Raw genomic sequence first — 16,135 nt, 5'->3', positions numbered from 1 at the left:
AAAAGAATGTAGAGATGCGTTAGCGCAGCGGGGCGAACGCGTCTCTACGACTCATGTTAATTAAGCAAAGGCAAAAATTTGCGAATTAACCCGATTGTCACTGCTGGCAATTCCAACTGTGGTGTTAATCCGACATCTTCCAACTGTTGAAAAAATCGGATTGCTTGAGGATTGATTTCAGCAAGGCGGCGACCAATTGAGGGGCCTGTGAATTCTGACTTTTGTCCCCAAATAATGGCGCTGGGAGTGGTTAATTGTTGAATGTAAAGGGATAAATCAAAGCACAAATCGCCACGAACAAAGGACAGTGCTGCATACTCAGCATTAGGCTGTTGGGCAGATTGTAGATAAGCATCTACAATTTCTTCGTAGACTCGATTGGATTGAGCAAATTGCCTTTGTTCTAAGAAGCCGCGAATACCACCACTAGTAGCAACTCCAGTGTTGTAAAGTAAACGATCGACAATGGGAACGCTAACTAACTGGGCAAAAAAACTACGGGAGTAGTCTTCGCCAAAGTCAGAAAGTCCAGCGGGCGTCGTAAGAATTAAAGACTTGAATAAATCAGGACGATCTGCTGCTACCCGAATTGTAAATCCTGCGGTTAAAGAAGAAGCGATCGCTGTTACTGGCCCAGTACAAGTCTGCTCGAAAAACTCCCGAATCGTGGTCAAATAATCATCAATCTTGTAACTCCGTGCTGGATGTTCAGACCTACCCCAACCGAGCAAATCTGGTGCAATGACTCGATATTCAGCCGCAAAAGCCGGATAAACTTTCGACCACTCATAAGCAGAAGACCCACCACCAAAGCCGTGCAGGAATACCAAAGTTTCCCGATCGTCTTTGGCAGTTCCATCATCCTGCCAAGGTGCACCAGTAGCAGTGTAATATACCATTCTACCTAGTGAGGTATCTATAGAGCGTTGTTCAAATCCTAGTGGTTGAAACATAAGTATTTTTTCGTTGACTGTAGTTATTCGTTGGCACAAGTAAGACAAGATACCTGGGACGCAGGTACACGAAGAAAAAATTTGATAATTTCTCCGCCTTACCTTCAGTCACCCAAGATGTTTACTGCACTCAGCGCTGAGTAAATTAACAAGCACTTAATATCTGTGTACTTAGTAAAAGCAACGTCCCTTGTAGGCAGTCTTTTAACTCAGCACTCTTCATGTGTTTAGTTCAAACTCCCCACTCATTGTTATTATCAGCGAACCAATCACTCTCAGACTTCTCGCTAGCGTCAGATTAAGTAGATATAAAATTACTGGATTACTTGTAAAGATTTGGCGCTTTTTTTCATAAAAATAAAGTGACTTAACGTTGAAATTACTGTTTTATAAGGGTTTTTCATAGTAGCGACGATCACTCCAGCGTGAATCCAGCATAAGTTTTTATGGTAGTCTATCAAAAAACCCATAAATAATTTTGAGCGTCAACACGTTAACAATAGTTAAAACGCTTATTTTAATAAGCTGTTAATTCTGCTTATATATGTAGAAAAAACAGCCTTTAATGTATAACTAATCTGATTATTATCTAAGTAATGGTAAGGTGGAATGTCATGGTAAAGCAGGCTACTCTTCAATCAAATAAACTAGCAACGATTGAAGACGCTAAATTTGCGCTTGACAACTTTAATATACAAAACGAAATTAAAGCTTCAGCTAGGCGGGGTCAGGTCGAGCCAGTTCTTGATGCTGCCAGACTTACTGTACCTACTTGTATTTGTTTAGACTTAGAAGACTTGAAGTGTTTTGAAGCAGTAGAGCGCCAATATGAACGTTGGGGAGTCATTTTTCACAATTCTCTAGCAATACAGCCATCAAATCCAGCATTTCCAACCTATTCAGGGCTAATAGTCTTAATGGGAGCGCCCAAAAGCGGATTTTTAGAAGCTAGTTTCTTGCGTCCAGTTAATTCGGTTAGTGCCTTTGTCACTAGTTCGCAACGGCTAGTGCTTTCCGCCTACGATCGCGATCGGCAACTACTCGCTCAAACTGCACTACCAGGCTCTAATCTTGCCAATTCCAACTCGCCAATTTCCCCCAATACCTTATTATCTATAAATGTGAATAACATTTACAGGGTTACCTTTTGTACTTTTGATGGTCAATTCACCCTTGATAACTTTCGTTTTTGTCTTTAACTAAGACTTACGTACAAAATGCCCTTGCTCTGAGCGATTGAAAATGGTATCTTAATTTGCGCTGTGCTGTATTAGTCTACTATCCGTCTATAAAATCGGGCATTTTATGGTTTGAGCCTTCATCCTTTCTTCATCCATAGTAAAACTTATACAATAGGTAATTTCATAATCAAGTAGGTAAACACTGTGGCACAGGCTTCGTCTTCTTGGCAGCAATTGATCAACCAAATCCCCAACTGGAACTGGTCGCTTCCAAAATTCAAGACAAAGGGAGCCATAAAGCAGCAAACATTTAAACGTTTCTCTGGCCCTGGGGGCTTTCTTGGGTTCCTGACAATTATCATTGCCATGTTGTTGTGGAACTGGAAACTGCTACTGGCTCTCTTAATCGGCATTGGAGTAATGGTATTGGTTTACTCAATGCAGGAGTGGGACTGGCAATTGCGCTGGTCAAAAATACGTAATTTCTTAAACAATTCAAATCGTCGGTTAGCTTTAGCAGTCATCAGTGGTGGTATTGCTACTGTCAGCACTTACATGGCAGCGGCAATATGGGTTGACTCTCACAGTAACTGGATTGCTGCTGGTGCGATTGTGCAAGGTGTGGGAACCCTATTAACTTTAATTTTATTGGTATGGCAAATTGTCAACTTCTATGAAAATCGAGAAGAAGACCACCTCGATTGCTTGTTGGTGAATTTAACAGAGAAAGATCCATTGAAGCGGTTGATTGCCCTACATCAACTAACTAAATTGATCAGTCGTAAGCGAGTTGATTCTTCAGTGCAGCAAGATATTGTCGAATGCTTGCAACTCCTACTCAGTCGAGAGGAAGAACTTGTAGTGCGAGAGGCAGCTTTTAAGAGTTTACAAGCCTGCGATCGCCTACAAGTGCTACCCCCGAAAACAGCAGTACCTTTCGTACCCGTATCACCAAAAGTCAAACACCACGTTTATTAGTTATTTGTCCAAAGTCCAATTGCAAATGACCAATGACTAATGACTAATGACAAATAACTATTTTCGAGACAACCTTCCATTACGAACTTGCACTACCGGATGATTGCACCGCCGTACCAATTGTTCATCGTGGGTGGTAACAATTACTGTAGCCCCAAAGGAATTTAACTTCTGGAGAATCTGGATTACTTGCCAGGAATTATCTGCATCGAGATTTCCAGTCGGCTCATCCGCTAACAGTAGAGGTGGTGTACCAACGATCGCACGGGCAATACTCACCCGTTGCTGCTCTCCTCCAGACAGTTGATCTGGAAAGCAGTCAGCTTTACTCAGCAAACCTACCAGCTTTAAGGTTGGTTCTAAACGTCGTTGAATTTCTTTACGGGTATACCCTTGAGCTTGCAGCACAAAAGTGACATTTTCTGCTACTGTTCGTTGGGTAATGAGTTTGTAGTCTTGAAACACAATACCAATCCGTCGCCGCAATAATGACAAGCGATCGCCCCGCAAATCCGCTACATTACATTCATCAACAATTACTTCTCCCTGTGTAGGCAACTCCTGGCCATACAGCAGTTTCAAGAGCGTTGATTTTCCAGAACCACTTGGCCCCGTGATAAACAGAAATTCTCCCTTTTTTACCTCAAGGTTTGCATTGAATAAGGCGTGAGAGCCGTTAGCATAAGTCTTGGTTACAGATTGCAATTGTACCTTTGTAGTAGTATTGCTACCGTGCTGTTGAGTTTCACTGTCCTCTCCATGAACAGATTTGTCTGTCTTAACTTGAGTTGTTAATACTGGCATTGTTAAATTTTCCTCATACCCACACCCAAACAGTTTGTCAGCTTAGATGTGACATTCCTCTCAAAAATAAGGATTCCCAGGTTTTGCCTGGGAATTTAAAATTCAACAAAGAAAATTTAAAATTTTTTCAAGACTTTAATACTAACTAAGTAAGAACACTCGGAATTCAGAACTCAGCACCCTTAACTAATTGCACCCCTTGCTGTCAAACGATAAACAAACGCTTTCACAGCAAACGCTGGCAAAGCCAACATCCGCCGCCAGCGCCAAGGTTCTTGATAAAGGCGATACAACCATTCCAAATTATTATTTCCTAACCAGGCGGGAGCGCGAGTTTTAGTTCCCGACCAAATATCAAAACTGCCACCAACGCCAATCCAAATTGCTTGAGGACACAAATGGCGGTTTTCGGCAATCCATAACTCTTGACGCGGCACCCCCAAACCGACAAAAATCACTTGTGGCTGCAATTGAGCCAGAGTTTCTCGCAATTGTGCTTCTTCTTCTGGGGAATGGTAGCCTGAGTGAGTGCCTACTACACTCAAATCTGGAATTTGCTGCTGCCAAAAATCTGCTGCATTTGCCGCTACTCCAGGCGCTCCTCCATAGAAAAATATCTTTGTCCCTGTCTTTTGTTGCCCAAGTGCTTGCAAAAGTTTTTCTGCTAATTCAATCCCTGGAAAACGCTGCACTTTTTGCCATAACAGCCACCGTAAATACAGAACAACCCCGGCTCCATCTGGAATCACCAGTTCAGCATTTTTAATCACCTGAGCTAATAATTGATTTCGCTCTGCCTGCATAGTCATTTCTGCATTGAGCGTTACGACATGGGTTCCTCTGCCTGTGTGCAGGCATTCTAACAACCAGCCTGGATAGTCAGCCATCACATGAACTGGTATTCCCAACACTGAAAATGCTTGATTGCCGTTAGACATAGCCTATTCTTAAGTAATACTCACACCAGATTTTGCATGAATGCTAAGTTTATCAAATTTTTTTATATTAGAACTTAGGCAAAAGAGATTCCCCTTTGCCCTGCAACGAGAGAAAGCATAATTAAACTAAATAGACATAAGAGTGAAAAAGAATGTATATATAGCAGTGCTACGTATATATAAGTGTTTCAGATAACACATAATTAATTTAACTCCTATGTCTATTAATCTTGGGCGCTTGTACTTGGGCTTAACCAGTCCAACTTTTATTGTTAAAGTGTAATATTCACTCAGTATAAAACGCTCAACTCGCAACCCTGGTTCCGGGAATAGAAGCCCCCACTATACTGCTTGCAGTTAGTGTGGGAGTATGTCACGAAACTCGACTTTATGGTTATAGTGTAACGGGCTGAAGTTGGCTATGAGTAAAATTCGTATCGCTCTAATTGAAGATCATGACCTAACTCGTGTGGGTATTCGTACAGCACTACAGCAAAAGGATGAAATTGAAGTTGTAGGTGAAGCTGCTAATGCTGCTGAGGGTCTAAAAATGTTAAAAATGCTACAACCAGATATTGCCATTGTTGATATTGGTTTACCAGATAAAGATGGCATTGAGTTAACACGGGAGGTAAAATCTACTACTAATGGACAGCAGCTACTTACCAAGGTGTTAATTTTGACGCTGCGGGATAACAAAGAAGCGGTGTTGGCAGCTTTTGCCGCTGGTGCAGACTCTTACTGTATGAAAGATATCAAATTTGATAATTTGCTGGAAGCAGTACGAGTAACTTACAATGGCAACGCCTGGATCGATCCGGCGATCGCTCGGATTGTATTACAACAAGCCCAACAAAATCCTCAAAAGTTGGAATCGGTTTTGGTCGATTCTAAGACTATTGCTCCTAACCCAGATTCTTTTGAGAATCTGGAAGGAATTCAACCTTACACCCTGACAGAAAGGGAATTGGAAGTGTTACAGTTGATTGTCGAAGGTTGTAGTAATGCAGTAATTGCGGAAAGACTTTACATCACAGTTGGCACTGTTAAAACTCACGTTCGCAATATTTTGAATAAGCTATGTGCCGATGACCGTACCCAAGCAGCAGTCCGCGCCTTGCGTTCTGGGTTAGTTGGATAAATTTAATTTTGGTGTGGATCAATTGAAGATAATCAAGGGAAACTCATGACTTTGAAAATATAACTTTTCAAAGTGAATGGCTTCTCTGATTTTCTCTTATTTATTAGGTGGGATAAACATCATATTATCTCGCCATTCAAATATATAAAAACAAAAGTCAAATATGGCTGAGATTGGTACGGACAAACTTAAGCTCATGGTGGTAGATGATGAGCCAGATAACCTAGATTTACTCTACCGCACTTTTAGGCGAGATTTTCAAGTATATAAAGCTAATCATGCCTTTGGTGCTCTGGAAATATTGGATCAATTTGGCGAAATGGCGGTAATTATTTCTGACCAAAGAATGCCAGAAATGAATGGGACTGAATTTTTTAGTCGCACTGTAGAACGCTTTCCAGACACGATTCGGATTTTGTTAACTGGTTTTACTGATGTCGAAGATTTGGTAGATGCGATTAACTCCGGTCAGGTATTCAAGTACATTACCAAACCCTGGAATCCAGAACGGCTGAGAGGGTTAGTTGAGCAAGCCACTGATACATATCGTCTAGTAAAGAAGCGCACCCAAGAGTTGCGTCGGGCCCTACGGCGAGAATCTTTGTTTAATGCGGTAACAACAGCAATTCGGGAATCTTTAAACTACGATAGTATGCTGCAAAAGATTGTCGCAACTATTGGAGAAACATTTGAAGCTACCAGTTGCTTGCTCAAACCAGTAGAGGGCGATCGCCTCACAGAAGACGAGTTTTTCTACCACGATCCGAAATCTGATGTATTAGATTGCTTCTTCGACTCCAGTGTTTTAATAGAAAAGGTGCTGGAAACCCGTCATTATCAACTTGCTCAAGATATATATAACGGTAATCCTAGTCACCACCTAGTTGTGCCACTTAGCTACCATCAGCATCTGTTGGCTGTGCTGACCCTCCACCAATGGGGACGCCATCGCCCTTGGGAAGACGAAGACATCCAACTAATTGCAGGTGTTGCTGAACAAGCAGCCTTAGCCCTCTCCCAAGCAAAACTCTACCAACGCCTCCAAGAAAAGCAACAGCAGATTCACACTGAGTTAGAGGTGGCTCGCCAAATTCAATACAATCTGCTACGCCAAAGTTTACCTGACATCAAAGGTGTGAAGGTACAAGCTTGCTGCTATCCGGCGCGAGAAGTAGGAGGCGATTTTTTTGAAGTTTTTGTCCATCCTAAAGGTGACTTGTGGTTGGCAGTGGGTGACGTTTCTGGCAAGGGCGTCCCAGCAGCTTTATTTATGGCTAGTATTATTTCAGTTTTGCGCCGAGAATTATCTCAAGAGACACCAGCAGAGCCGAATGTGGTCATGCAGAACCTCAACCACGCTCTCAGTGAAGATTTAATTAGCAACAATTATTTTGTCACTCTTGTGTTAGCTTGTTATACCCCTAGCACTAAGGAACTGGTCTACACTAATGCCGGTCATATCTATCCGCTTTTATGGTCACGTTCCTCGGCTTTAGCCGAAAATCCCAATTACCTGAAAGTTCGCAGCGTTCCTTTGGGGATTTTGCCTAAATGGCAGGCACAGTCTGGTCGCTTGGTTCTCGCTGCTGGAGACACATTGTTACTAGCCAGCGATGGCATTACAGAAGCAATGGTATCAAATAATCCTGATTCAACAGTAAAAACTGAGGCTGGGGTTGAGTCAGTGAACCGTTCGATGCTGAATCAAGATGGTCTTTGGCAACTCTTACAACAAGAGCAACAACCACTTTCTCTTAACCATTTACTAGCTCGCATCCAGGCAGATAATCACGTTCAAGAAGACGATCAAACTATACTTTCACTGGAGATTTTATAAGTCATGAAAAGTGAGCTTCATGTACCAAGCGACTTGAATTTTCTGAATATTGTTGAAAACTGGTTGTTGGGATGTTTGAAAATTCAGCTAGGGGAATCTGTGGATTGGTCACGCCAATCAAGTCGTTTGAGACTGGCTTTAGTGGAAGCCTACTCTAATGCAGTCCGTCATGCCCACAAGGATCAACCAAATTTACCAATCTTACTACGTTTAGAAGTGAAAGACCGGGATTTTGCCTTAGAAATTTGGGACTACGGCGAAGGCTTTGACATGTCTAACTACTACGCTCCAAACCCGATGGAAAAGCAAGAAGGTGGTTATGGTTGGCTGATTATGAATCGTCTCATGGATAAAGTAGATTACAAGTTGCAGGTTAATGGCGCCAACTGTCTGAAGTTAGAAGCTACTTTACCCGAATTAGTCCAATAGACAAAAGTTACTATTTTTCAAGTCATGCTATTTATGAGGAAGAATTCAAAATTCAGAATTCAGGAGCCAGAATAAAGCCATGAATCCTGTGTGACTGGGTGAGAAATATTGGTTTAAAACTTTGCCCTTTGTAGTTATTTGCTACTTACTTTTCACGACGTAAAGAAAGTAACTCTTTGGGGGAAGCTAAAAGTTTGATTCTAGTATAAGAAATTTGCTGTTGTTGGTTGAGGATAAATAGCCACAAGACATTGACACTACACCACGAAGTTTGTGCTTTGCCTGTTACCTGGACTTGGATATCTCCATTTTCTACAGTCTCGGCTATTCCTGTGTTGGGGTAAGCTTTAATGTTTTGACCTTCTTGTTTTAAGTAGGCTGCGATCGCATCTACCCCCACAATATCAGATTCAAATGGCGGACGCATTACACCATCGATCGCAAATAAGGCAGCAGTTGCCTCAAATTCTCCTGCATTTAAGGTTTCAAAATAACGCAGTACGCTTGGTTCTGTAATTCCCTCAATCTGGAATTCTTCTTTAAACTGGGCTGGCGATATAAATTCAGCAGAGGTCATAAAATTACCTGTATTATGCTATCTGAATATTAATTTCAATACAAAAATAAGTAAAAAAAAAGCTGCTGTTGAGATAGATTGCTACATATTAATAAATCTTCCTAACGATAGAAGTCTTGAACTGCTACGTAGCTTAAGACAGGCTATATGTCGGATAAGTAACAAATCTTAATTAAAGCTATTGGCTACATAATGTATAGTTAAAACGCCTTTATTTGGGCAAAATCCAGATAAAAAAATGAATCAGTATTCTGTAACGAGCAGCAGTCTGGTGAAAGAAAAAGCTAGCGAGTTGGGCTTTCACAAAGTTGGAATTACTGCTGTAAATCGGGTAAATGCCACAGAAGCGCAGAGGTTGCAAGCATGGATTGAACTAGGTTATCACGCTGATATGAAATGGATGGCTAATCCAAAGCGTCAGGATATCCGCTTAGTGATGCCAGAGGTGCGATCGCTAGTGTGTGTAGCGCTGAATTACTACACACCACATCAACGTCCTGAAAGTGAGGAATACGCCAAAATTTCCCGTTATGGTTGGGGAAAGGATTATCACAAAGTGATGCATAAAAAACTCAAGCAGCTATCTATATGGCTAAAATCACTTGATGCAGGCGTATTAGCTCTTTATTATGCAGATACTGGCCCAGTGCCAGATAAAGTGTTGGCTCAAGAAGCTGGAATTGGTTGGATTGCCAAGAATGGTAATGTGATTACACGGGAATATGGCTCTTGGGTATTTTTAGGAGAAGTGTTGACCAATTTAGAATTAGAGAGCGATCGCCCACACACAGAACACTGCGGTAGCTGTACTCGTTGTCTTCAAGCTTGTCCCACAGGTGCAATTACTCAGCCTTTTGTTGTCGATGCTAATCGTTGCATTGCTTATCATACAATTGAAAATCGTGACAAGGAATTGCCAGAGACAATCGCACCTCATTTGCAAGGCTGGGTTGCTGGTTGCGATATTTGCCAAGATGTTTGTCCTTGGAATCAACGTTTTGCCCAAACAACTGATATTGCAGAGTTTCAGCCTTATCCTGGGAATATTGCTCCCCACCTGCTAGAATTAGCCCAAATCTCAGATCGGGAGTGGGATAAACGATTTCCAGCATCTGCCTTGCGGCGGATTAAGCCAGAAATGTTACGACGCAACGCCCTAGCTAATCTTGACGCATCCAGGCAGAAGAATGACCCAGAAAGTAATTATTTTTGATTTTGATGGCACAATTGCTGATACAGTAGATGCCCTTGTAAGTATTGCTAATCGTTTAGCTATAGAATTTGGTTATAGACAAATAAGCCCAGAACAATTAGCCTTCCTCAAGAACTTAACATCTAGGGAAATCATTAAGTACTCAGGAGTTTCTCTATTTAAGATACCTTTTCTAGTTAAAAAAGTTAAAGGGGAATTAAAAAACAAAATACCAGAATTAAAGCCAATTCCAGGCATTAAAGAAGCATTAACAGAACTCCAAAATCAAGGATATAAACTGGGTATTATCACTTCTAATTCTAAAGAAAATGTTACACGATTCCTCACAATCAATGATTTAAATCACCTATTTGATTTTATCTACTCAGGAATTACAATTTTTGGCAAAACAACTATCATCAATAATGTCTTGAGGCAAAAGCAACTCAAACCTCAAGAGGTTATTTACGTAGGAGATGAAACTAGAGATATAGAAGCATCAAAAAAAGCAAATATCCAAGTGATTGCAGTGACTTGGGGCTTTAACTCACCGGAAGTACTAGCCAAGCAAAATCCAGATTATTTAATTCAGCAACCTAGCGAACTACTAGAAGTGATGAACAGTCGTTAATTAATAGTCAAAAGTCGATAGTGAGAATTTTAACAATTGACAATCGATGAAAATAGTAGAGTGGGCAATGTCTACCAATGGCGATAATTTCAATTATCTTATTTTGTGACATTACCCATCTTACAAAATAGTAAGATATCAGGGAAAATTAATTTTTCCGTTCGCCCTTTTCCAAAGCTTGTTTTACTAAATCATCACTGACATTAGTTGCACTCCCAGTCTGAGAATTCCCAACTTCTTTTGCTAACTCTAGAAAATCATCAGGATTGCCAGTTGACTGAGTTTGAGTTTTTGTCTCTTGTGGCTGAAAGGTTTTCTGGTTAGGTGCAGTCGCTGCTTCGGCTGCTGCTGCACCTTCACCTGTGCGATCAACTTCACTAACGCTGAATTTTTGTGCAGCTGCATAATCAGCATCAAAATTCACCGTTGGCGCTTCTTCTTCACCACTAGCTATGTTTTCGGCAGCTAATTGTGCTTCATGGGTGGAAGCTTCATTTAAATTGGGCTTCACTTCTTGATCAGGCATAATTAAAACCTTAGGTAAATTTTTTATTGCTAGGGCAATCATAGCGAAGTAATGTGCTGCTTTCTTGCTTCCTGAGGGAGACTTTTACCTCTATTAAAAGGTAGATTAAAACGGCAATTTCCAATTAATTTAACTATTTCTATAGATAGTAGAATCTGGGACTCAAACTTTGGTACGAGTTAGTTTGGCCTGTTAAATTTCCTTGGAAATAAATTTATGACTGCAAGTTACGATAAAAGTATTTCTCAAGCTCAGAGCAATGAAACTCAAAAATTGGTGGATGCGTTTAACGCCTTAGATACCGATGCCAAATTAGCCTGGTTCTATTTTGTTTATAAAAAAATGGGTGATTCGATCACACCAGCTGTTCCCGCTGCGGCCGAACCAGAGTTAGCACCACTTCTGCTAGGAGATTATTTTAAATTATCCGATGAGCAGCAACTAGATATTATGCGGGATATTGTTAACCGCAAAGACACAGAATATTCTCGTGCTTATGGATCGATAAAAGAAAATAACCAGCTGTTAGTTTGGTATGCTTGGGCAGTAGCTATGGGAGACACGGTGGTTGGAATACCAGCTAGCTACCAGCCAAGTAAGGCAGTTAACGATCTACTTTCCCAAATTGAAGGACTAGATTTTGAAGAGCAAATGTCAGTGTTTCGGACAATAGCTGGTGAAGTGGGTTACACCGATGTCAAGCCGATCGCAACGCAAGCAGAAACTGGGAAAACTTCAAGTTTGTAATCAGCTTTGGCGACTAGAAGTCGCTCTTACACAACCTAAAAGTCCGCACAGGCGGACTTTTATAACCTACGAGACAGCTAACTGACTCAAGTCGGCTGGAGTGAGGTTGGAGTGTACTACTTGACCATCACGGAACCAAACGATGCGCTGGGTTTGACGGGCAACTTCTGGTTCATGAGTTACCATGACAACTGTAATTCCACTGGCATTGAGTTCGCCAAAAATATCTAAGACTTCTTGGGTTGTGCGCGAATCAAGTGCGCCTGTGGGTTCATCGGCGAGGAGTACCACGGGACGATTGACGATCGCACGCGCGATCGCTACTCTTTGTTGTTGTCCACCAGATAGTTGAGTTGGTTTGTTGTTGAGGCGATTTGCTAAACCTACTCGCGTCAGTGCAACTGTGGCGCGATCGCTTCTTTCTTTCGGACTCACACTAGCATAAACCATTGGTAGCATGACATTTTCTAATGCTGTGAGTTGGGGTAATAAATGGAATTGTTGGAAGACAAAGCCCAGCTTTTTATTACGGATGTGTGCCAAAGATTTATCATCCATTTGTGCTACATCAATATTATCTAAGTAATAATGTCCGCCTGTGGGTCGGTCTAGACAGCCGATAATATTCATAGCTGTGGATTTACCTGAACCAGACGGCCCCATAATTGAACAATATTCGCCCTCGTGGATAGTCAAATTCACATCGTTAAGTGCTTTAACTTCAGTTTCGCCACTGCCATATATTTTAAAGATATTCTCCAAACGAATAATTGTTGATTTAGGGACGGGATTAGGAACTAGAGAATCGGTAATTGAAATAGTGTTTGCCATAAGGATTTAGTTATTAGGTGCTAGAGACGCAATTATAGCGATCGCTCAATTAAATTATAAGAAGCAGAAAAATTCTTCCTAGCTCTTGCTGTGATAACTCTGTAAGGTGATGTATTAGAGCAAATAAAAGCTAACTATTATCTAGCATACTGAAGGGGGTGGTTGTAGTGTTGTCATGTTTTAACGTAGCAGATTACTTTATCTGGTTAGCAAATGAAACAGGCTCTTTTATCAGTAATCTAAAGCTGCAAAAGCTTGTGTACTACGCTCAGGCTTGGCATCTTGCACTCAATAACACTCTACCCACCGTTGCTGACGAGGATTGAATAAGGCGACTTGTTGCTGAGTTTGAGCATCAACGCCAGTTGTGAAGTTGTAACGACGCTCATTACAGCGACGACAAGCTAGAGCTAAGTTGTCATCTGCATCTGAACCACCTAATGATTGTGGAACAAGATGATCGATTGTGAAGCGATCTGAACTGGAGCGTTCTGGAGAGTGGCAATATTCACACAGATATTTAGCTCTTTCGCGCACAAATTGCCGAGTGCCATCTTTAACACCCACGACTGGCAATCAGTTTAGCGTTAACAAAAGTTAGGATGCGCTCTAGTTCAGCAATTCCAGCATATTCTGCTTCTTCTTCAGGAGTCAGCAATCCAGATTTTCGTTTCTCAAGCAATTCTTCTAGACGAGTATGTAACTCATCTGTGAACTTAGCAAGGTTAACATTATCAACTTTCTCAATGGTAATGCCAGAGCGGAGCCATGATGAAGGTTCAATCATCAATACTGGGGTAATGACTTGAGGAGTGATAGTGCTTTAGCCTAAGTCTGTGGTGCTATAGTCATTGTAGTGTGCCTTGTGAATTGGCTGCCAAAATACTAAGGAATCATTGCTACCTTAATTACTTTACGCGCCTTCATATCAGAAAACACCTGTTCTAAATCTTTTAATGGTCGTTGTTCACTAATAAGTAATTCAAAGGGAATTTTGCGACTAGCTATGAGTGCAAGGGTCGATCGCACATAGTCTGGTGTATTATGAAACACGCCTTTGATGGTAAGTTCGTTATAGTGTAGCTGTTCTGTACTGACGGTAATGCTGGTATCCCGTGGACATCCACCGAAGAAGTTGACTGTTGCACCAGGACGGGCGCAAGCGATCGCCGTTTCCCAAACACTTGGGACACCAGTGGCTTCAATTACTACATCTGCACCCCATCCTTGGGTAAGTTCTTTCACTACACTGGGAATCTCTGGAATTTGATGATAATTAAAGGTCTGGGTTGCACCCAATTTCTGACCAATTTCTAGTCTGTGGTTATTACCTCCCCACAGCAAAACTTCAGCTTTCTCACTCAACGCCGCCACAAACATCAACCCGATCGCCCCATCTCCCAAGACGACTACTTTATCTTTAGACTTAATATTAGAACGCGCTATACCATGCAACACACAAGCTAAAGGTTCTGTCATCGCTGCCAATTCCCACGGCAACTCATCAGGAATCTGCAACATATTATGCTCTACTATCGGTGCAGGAATTTTCAGGTATTCGGCAAAAGTCCCATTATTCCAGGTCAAATTTGGACATAAGGAATATTCTTGGCGTTGACAAAAAAAACATTTCATGCATGGTGCAGAATTATTCGCGACGATGCGATCGCCTACTTGCCAATTTGTCACCCCTGTACCCAAGGCAACAATTCGCCCAGCAGCTTCGTGACCAAACAGCGTTGGCGGTATCAGCATCCTGGCATGACCACCACGCCGCCAGACTTTCAAATCTGTACCACAAGTTGTTGCTGCCCCCACTTGGATCGTGACTTCGCCAGCCGCCGGAGTGGGGTCAGGAACTTGCTCTAGGCGTAAATCTTCTTGACCGTAAAGTAACGCTGCTAACAAAACTTTAAACCTATCAATTAGCTCCATCCGATTTTACCAGTTGAGGCTTATTGATAGGTTTAAACTAAATCAGTATTGATTTTTAGTAGGTTTTACATGTTGAAAAACTAGGTATTCACGGCTGGCTGGGGAACCACTCCGGTGTTCCGGGTTTCCACATTAGCCACATTAGGCAGGCGAGTAGCAGTTAATAGCGGTACTTCTTGTCGGCACGACAGGCAAAACCAATATAGTTCACCATGACGGGCATGACGCAGGAGGGAACCACCGCAGCATGGGCAAGTGTTGGCTCTCGTACTCATACCAATGTCCTCCTTAAAAAAATTGTTGTTTTAAACTAAGTAAAAAAGCAGTTGATTAAAATTGGATGTTAGCTGCATGAATCCGGCCATTCGATTCTATGCGGTCTTTAATAATTTGTCTGTAAACAGCTTCATATCCGTTAACCATTTGGCTAACACTAAAGTTGTTTTCTACGTGTTTTCGACAGGTTTGACGATTGAGTTCTAAAGCTAGTGGAATCGTTGTCGCCATTTTTGCATAGCTATTGCAGATAAAACCTGTCTTCCCGTGGGCAATAACTTCAGGTACGGAACCGAAATTCATGGCAATCACTGGTGTACCAGTTGCCATTGATTCAATCATTACTAAGCCAAAAGGTTCTTGCCAGTTAATAGGGAAAAGAGTTATGGCAGCATTGCCCAGAAGTTCAATTTTTTCGGTGTGGTTAATTTCACCGAGATATTCGATTTGCTGACCATCTATGTGGGGAGCAATCTCTTGTTCAAAAAACTCAGAGTTTACTGCATCAACCTTTCCTGCCATCTTCAAGCGCCAACCACTCTGTTTAGCAATGGCGATCGCATGTTGCGGGCCTTTATCTGGCGAAAAACGACCTAAAAACGCTAAATATGCCGGTTCTGAGGGTTGGGCTACGAATGGGTAATCTACTAGCTCAATTCCGTTATAAACCGTGCCAACATAATTAAGATCGATTTGACGCTGCGAGTTACTAATGCTGATGTATGGTTGCTTTTGGTAGTAGCTAAATGCGTGACGGTTGTCAGTTGTAAAATTATTGTGCAGGGTGTGGACTGTAGAAGTTGCTGTTATCAAACTCGCTAAAGGTAATGCCGAAATCCCTATATGAGAATGGATAATATCGAATTGGGTAGCACGTTGGTAAACTTGGCTTAGTTCTAGCATTTCGTACACTGCATACTCTTTCACATTTGGGTCTAAGCGTAATGCACGTGGATAAACTGCTTCTAAATGAGCCAAAGTTTGAGAATCACCAGAGGCAAATAAAGTTACCTCATGACCGCGACGAACAAGTTCATCAGTCAAGCGACTCACTACCAGTTCTATTCCTCCATAATTAGGAGGTGGAACCCTTTCCCATAAGGGGGCAACTTGAGCGATTTTCATAAGTTTTTCTGGTTCAGTCTATGAAATTGTCCTC

Annotated in this window: 18 protein-coding genes and 1 pseudogene; 8 read left to right on the top strand and 11 right to left on the bottom strand. The window is 41.7% G+C overall.

Annotation, left to right across the window (positions count from 1 at the left end; translation table 11 throughout):
- Nucleotides 1–56 precede the first annotated feature (56 nt).
- Nucleotides 57–953, bottom strand: a complete 897-nt coding sequence (locus V7L12_RS13340; protein ID WP_335084693.1) for an alpha/beta fold hydrolase — start codon at nt 951–953, stop codon at nt 57–59.
- A gap of 614 nt (nt 954–1,567) precedes the next feature.
- Here V7L12_RS13340 and V7L12_RS13335 point away from each other — a divergent pair.
- Together V7L12_RS13335 and V7L12_RS13330 are read left to right on the top strand one after the other, a co-directional pair.
- On the top strand, nt 1,568–2,152 hold the full coding sequence (locus V7L12_RS13335) for a hypothetical protein (protein ID WP_335084692.1): 585 nt from the start codon (nt 1,568–1,570) through the stop codon (nt 2,150–2,152).
- 186 nt (nt 2,153–2,338) lie between these two features.
- The gene (locus V7L12_RS13330) at nt 2,339–3,112 is read left to right on the top strand and encodes an armadillo-type fold-containing protein (protein WP_335084691.1); all 774 of its coding nucleotides are present in this window, start codon (nt 2,339–2,341) and stop codon (nt 3,110–3,112) included.
- 57 nt (nt 3,113–3,169) lie between these two features.
- On the opposite strand, the gene ftsE is transcribed toward V7L12_RS13330, so the two are convergent.
- Together ftsE and V7L12_RS13320 are read right to left on the bottom strand one after the other, a co-directional pair.
- A complete protein-coding gene (gene ftsE, locus V7L12_RS13325; protein WP_335084690.1) occupies nt 3,170–3,916 on the bottom strand; it encodes a cell division ATP-binding protein FtsE in 747 nt (248 codons plus the stop codon).
- A 182-nt stretch (nt 3,917–4,098) separates the two neighbouring features.
- Nucleotides 4,099–4,854 carry a WecB/TagA/CpsF family glycosyltransferase gene (locus V7L12_RS13320; protein ID WP_334818245.1) on the bottom strand — a complete coding sequence of 252 codons (756 nt, stop codon included), beginning with the start codon at nt 4,852–4,854 and terminating at the stop codon, nt 4,099–4,101.
- Between the two features lie 421 nt (nt 4,855–5,275).
- Here V7L12_RS13320 and V7L12_RS13315 point away from each other — a divergent pair, with 421 nt between their 5' ends.
- The 3 genes from V7L12_RS13315 to V7L12_RS13305 all read left to right on the top strand — a co-directional run bounded on the left by V7L12_RS13315 (nt 5,276) and on the right by V7L12_RS13305 (nt 8,261).
- Nucleotides 5,276–5,995, top strand: coding sequence for a response regulator transcription factor (locus V7L12_RS13315; protein WP_322660848.1), 720 nt, complete (start codon nt 5,276–5,278; stop codon nt 5,993–5,995).
- Nucleotides 5,996–6,158: 163 nt separating this feature from the next.
- Nucleotides 6,159–7,832: a SpoIIE family protein phosphatase gene (locus V7L12_RS13310; RefSeq protein WP_335084689.1), complete on the top strand. Its 1,674-nt coding sequence runs from the start codon at nt 6,159–6,161 to the stop codon at nt 7,830–7,832.
- Between the two features lie 3 nt (nt 7,833–7,835).
- Nucleotides 7,836–8,261 (top strand): ATP-binding protein, encoded by a 426-nt coding sequence (locus V7L12_RS13305; protein WP_094351551.1) that lies wholly within the window; start codon nt 7,836–7,838, stop codon nt 8,259–8,261.
- Nucleotides 8,262–8,406: 145 nt separating this feature from the next.
- Here the strand turns inward: V7L12_RS13305 and V7L12_RS13300 are convergent, their stop codons facing one another.
- Entirely contained in the window at nt 8,407–8,838 is a 432-nt protein-coding gene (locus V7L12_RS13300) for a ketosteroid isomerase family protein (RefSeq protein ID WP_334818239.1), read from the bottom strand.
- Nucleotides 8,839–9,076: 238 nt separating this feature from the next.
- Here V7L12_RS13300 and queG point away from each other — a divergent pair, with 238 nt between their 5' ends.
- Together queG and V7L12_RS13290 are read left to right on the top strand one after the other, a co-directional pair.
- Complete coding sequence (gene queG, locus V7L12_RS13295) at nt 9,077–10,051, top strand: tRNA epoxyqueuosine(34) reductase QueG (protein ID WP_335084688.1); 975 nt, start codon at nt 9,077–9,079, stop codon at nt 10,049–10,051.
- On the top strand, nt 10,026–10,661 hold the full coding sequence (locus V7L12_RS13290) for an HAD-IA family hydrolase (RefSeq protein WP_292781884.1): 636 nt from the start codon (nt 10,026–10,028) through the stop codon (nt 10,659–10,661). The genes queG and V7L12_RS13290 overlap by 26 nt, the downstream gene beginning before the upstream one ends.
- Before the next feature lie 148 nt (nt 10,662–10,809).
- Here the strand turns inward: V7L12_RS13290 and V7L12_RS13285 are convergent, their stop codons facing one another.
- A complete protein-coding gene (locus V7L12_RS13285) occupies nt 10,810–11,187 on the bottom strand; it encodes a hypothetical protein (RefSeq protein ID WP_335084687.1) in 378 nt (125 codons plus the stop codon).
- Nucleotides 11,188–11,403: 216 nt separating this feature from the next.
- On the opposite strand from V7L12_RS13285, the gene V7L12_RS13280 reads away from it, so the two are divergent.
- Nucleotides 11,404–11,934: an orange carotenoid protein N-terminal domain-containing protein gene (locus tag V7L12_RS13280; protein WP_335084686.1), complete on the top strand. Its 531-nt coding sequence runs from the start codon at nt 11,404–11,406 to the stop codon at nt 11,932–11,934.
- Nucleotides 11,935–12,000: 66 nt separating this feature from the next.
- On the opposite strand, the gene V7L12_RS13275 is transcribed toward V7L12_RS13280, so the two are convergent.
- From V7L12_RS13275 to V7L12_RS13250, 6 genes and pseudogenes are all read right to left on the bottom strand, one after another.
- Entirely contained in the window at nt 12,001–12,765 is a 765-nt protein-coding gene (locus V7L12_RS13275) for an ABC transporter ATP-binding protein (protein ID WP_292781890.1), read from the bottom strand.
- A 297-nt stretch (nt 12,766–13,062) separates the two neighbouring features.
- Nucleotides 13,063–13,332: pseudogene (locus tag V7L12_RS13270) on the bottom strand (HNH endonuclease); the annotation flags it as partial.
- Entirely contained in the window at nt 13,322–13,552 is a 231-nt protein-coding gene (locus V7L12_RS13265) for a hypothetical protein (RefSeq protein WP_335084684.1), read from the bottom strand. The gene V7L12_RS13265 and the pseudogene V7L12_RS13270, both read right to left, overlap by 11 nt.
- Nucleotides 13,553–13,650: 98 nt before the next feature.
- On the bottom strand, nt 13,651–14,673 hold the full coding sequence (locus V7L12_RS13260; protein WP_335084756.1) for a zinc-dependent alcohol dehydrogenase: 1,023 nt from the start codon (nt 14,671–14,673) through the stop codon (nt 13,651–13,653).
- A gap of 107 nt (nt 14,674–14,780) precedes the next feature.
- Nucleotides 14,781–14,975 carry a hypothetical protein gene (locus V7L12_RS13255; protein WP_335084683.1) on the bottom strand — a complete coding sequence of 65 codons (195 nt, stop codon included), beginning with the start codon at nt 14,973–14,975 and terminating at the stop codon, nt 14,781–14,783.
- Between the two features lie 55 nt (nt 14,976–15,030).
- Nucleotides 15,031–16,101, bottom strand: coding sequence for a glycosyltransferase family 4 protein (locus V7L12_RS13250; RefSeq protein WP_335084682.1), 1,071 nt, complete (start codon nt 16,099–16,101; stop codon nt 15,031–15,033).
- Between the last annotated feature and the right edge of the window lie 34 nt (nt 16,102–16,135).

The sequence above is a fragment of the Nostoc sp. genome (assembly GCF_036918245.1).
GTDB lineage: Bacteria > Cyanobacteriota > Cyanobacteriia > Cyanobacteriales > Nostocaceae > Nostoc.
Note: the sequence above shows the minus strand (reverse complement) of the source record. Positions and strands in the feature narration are given on the sequence as shown.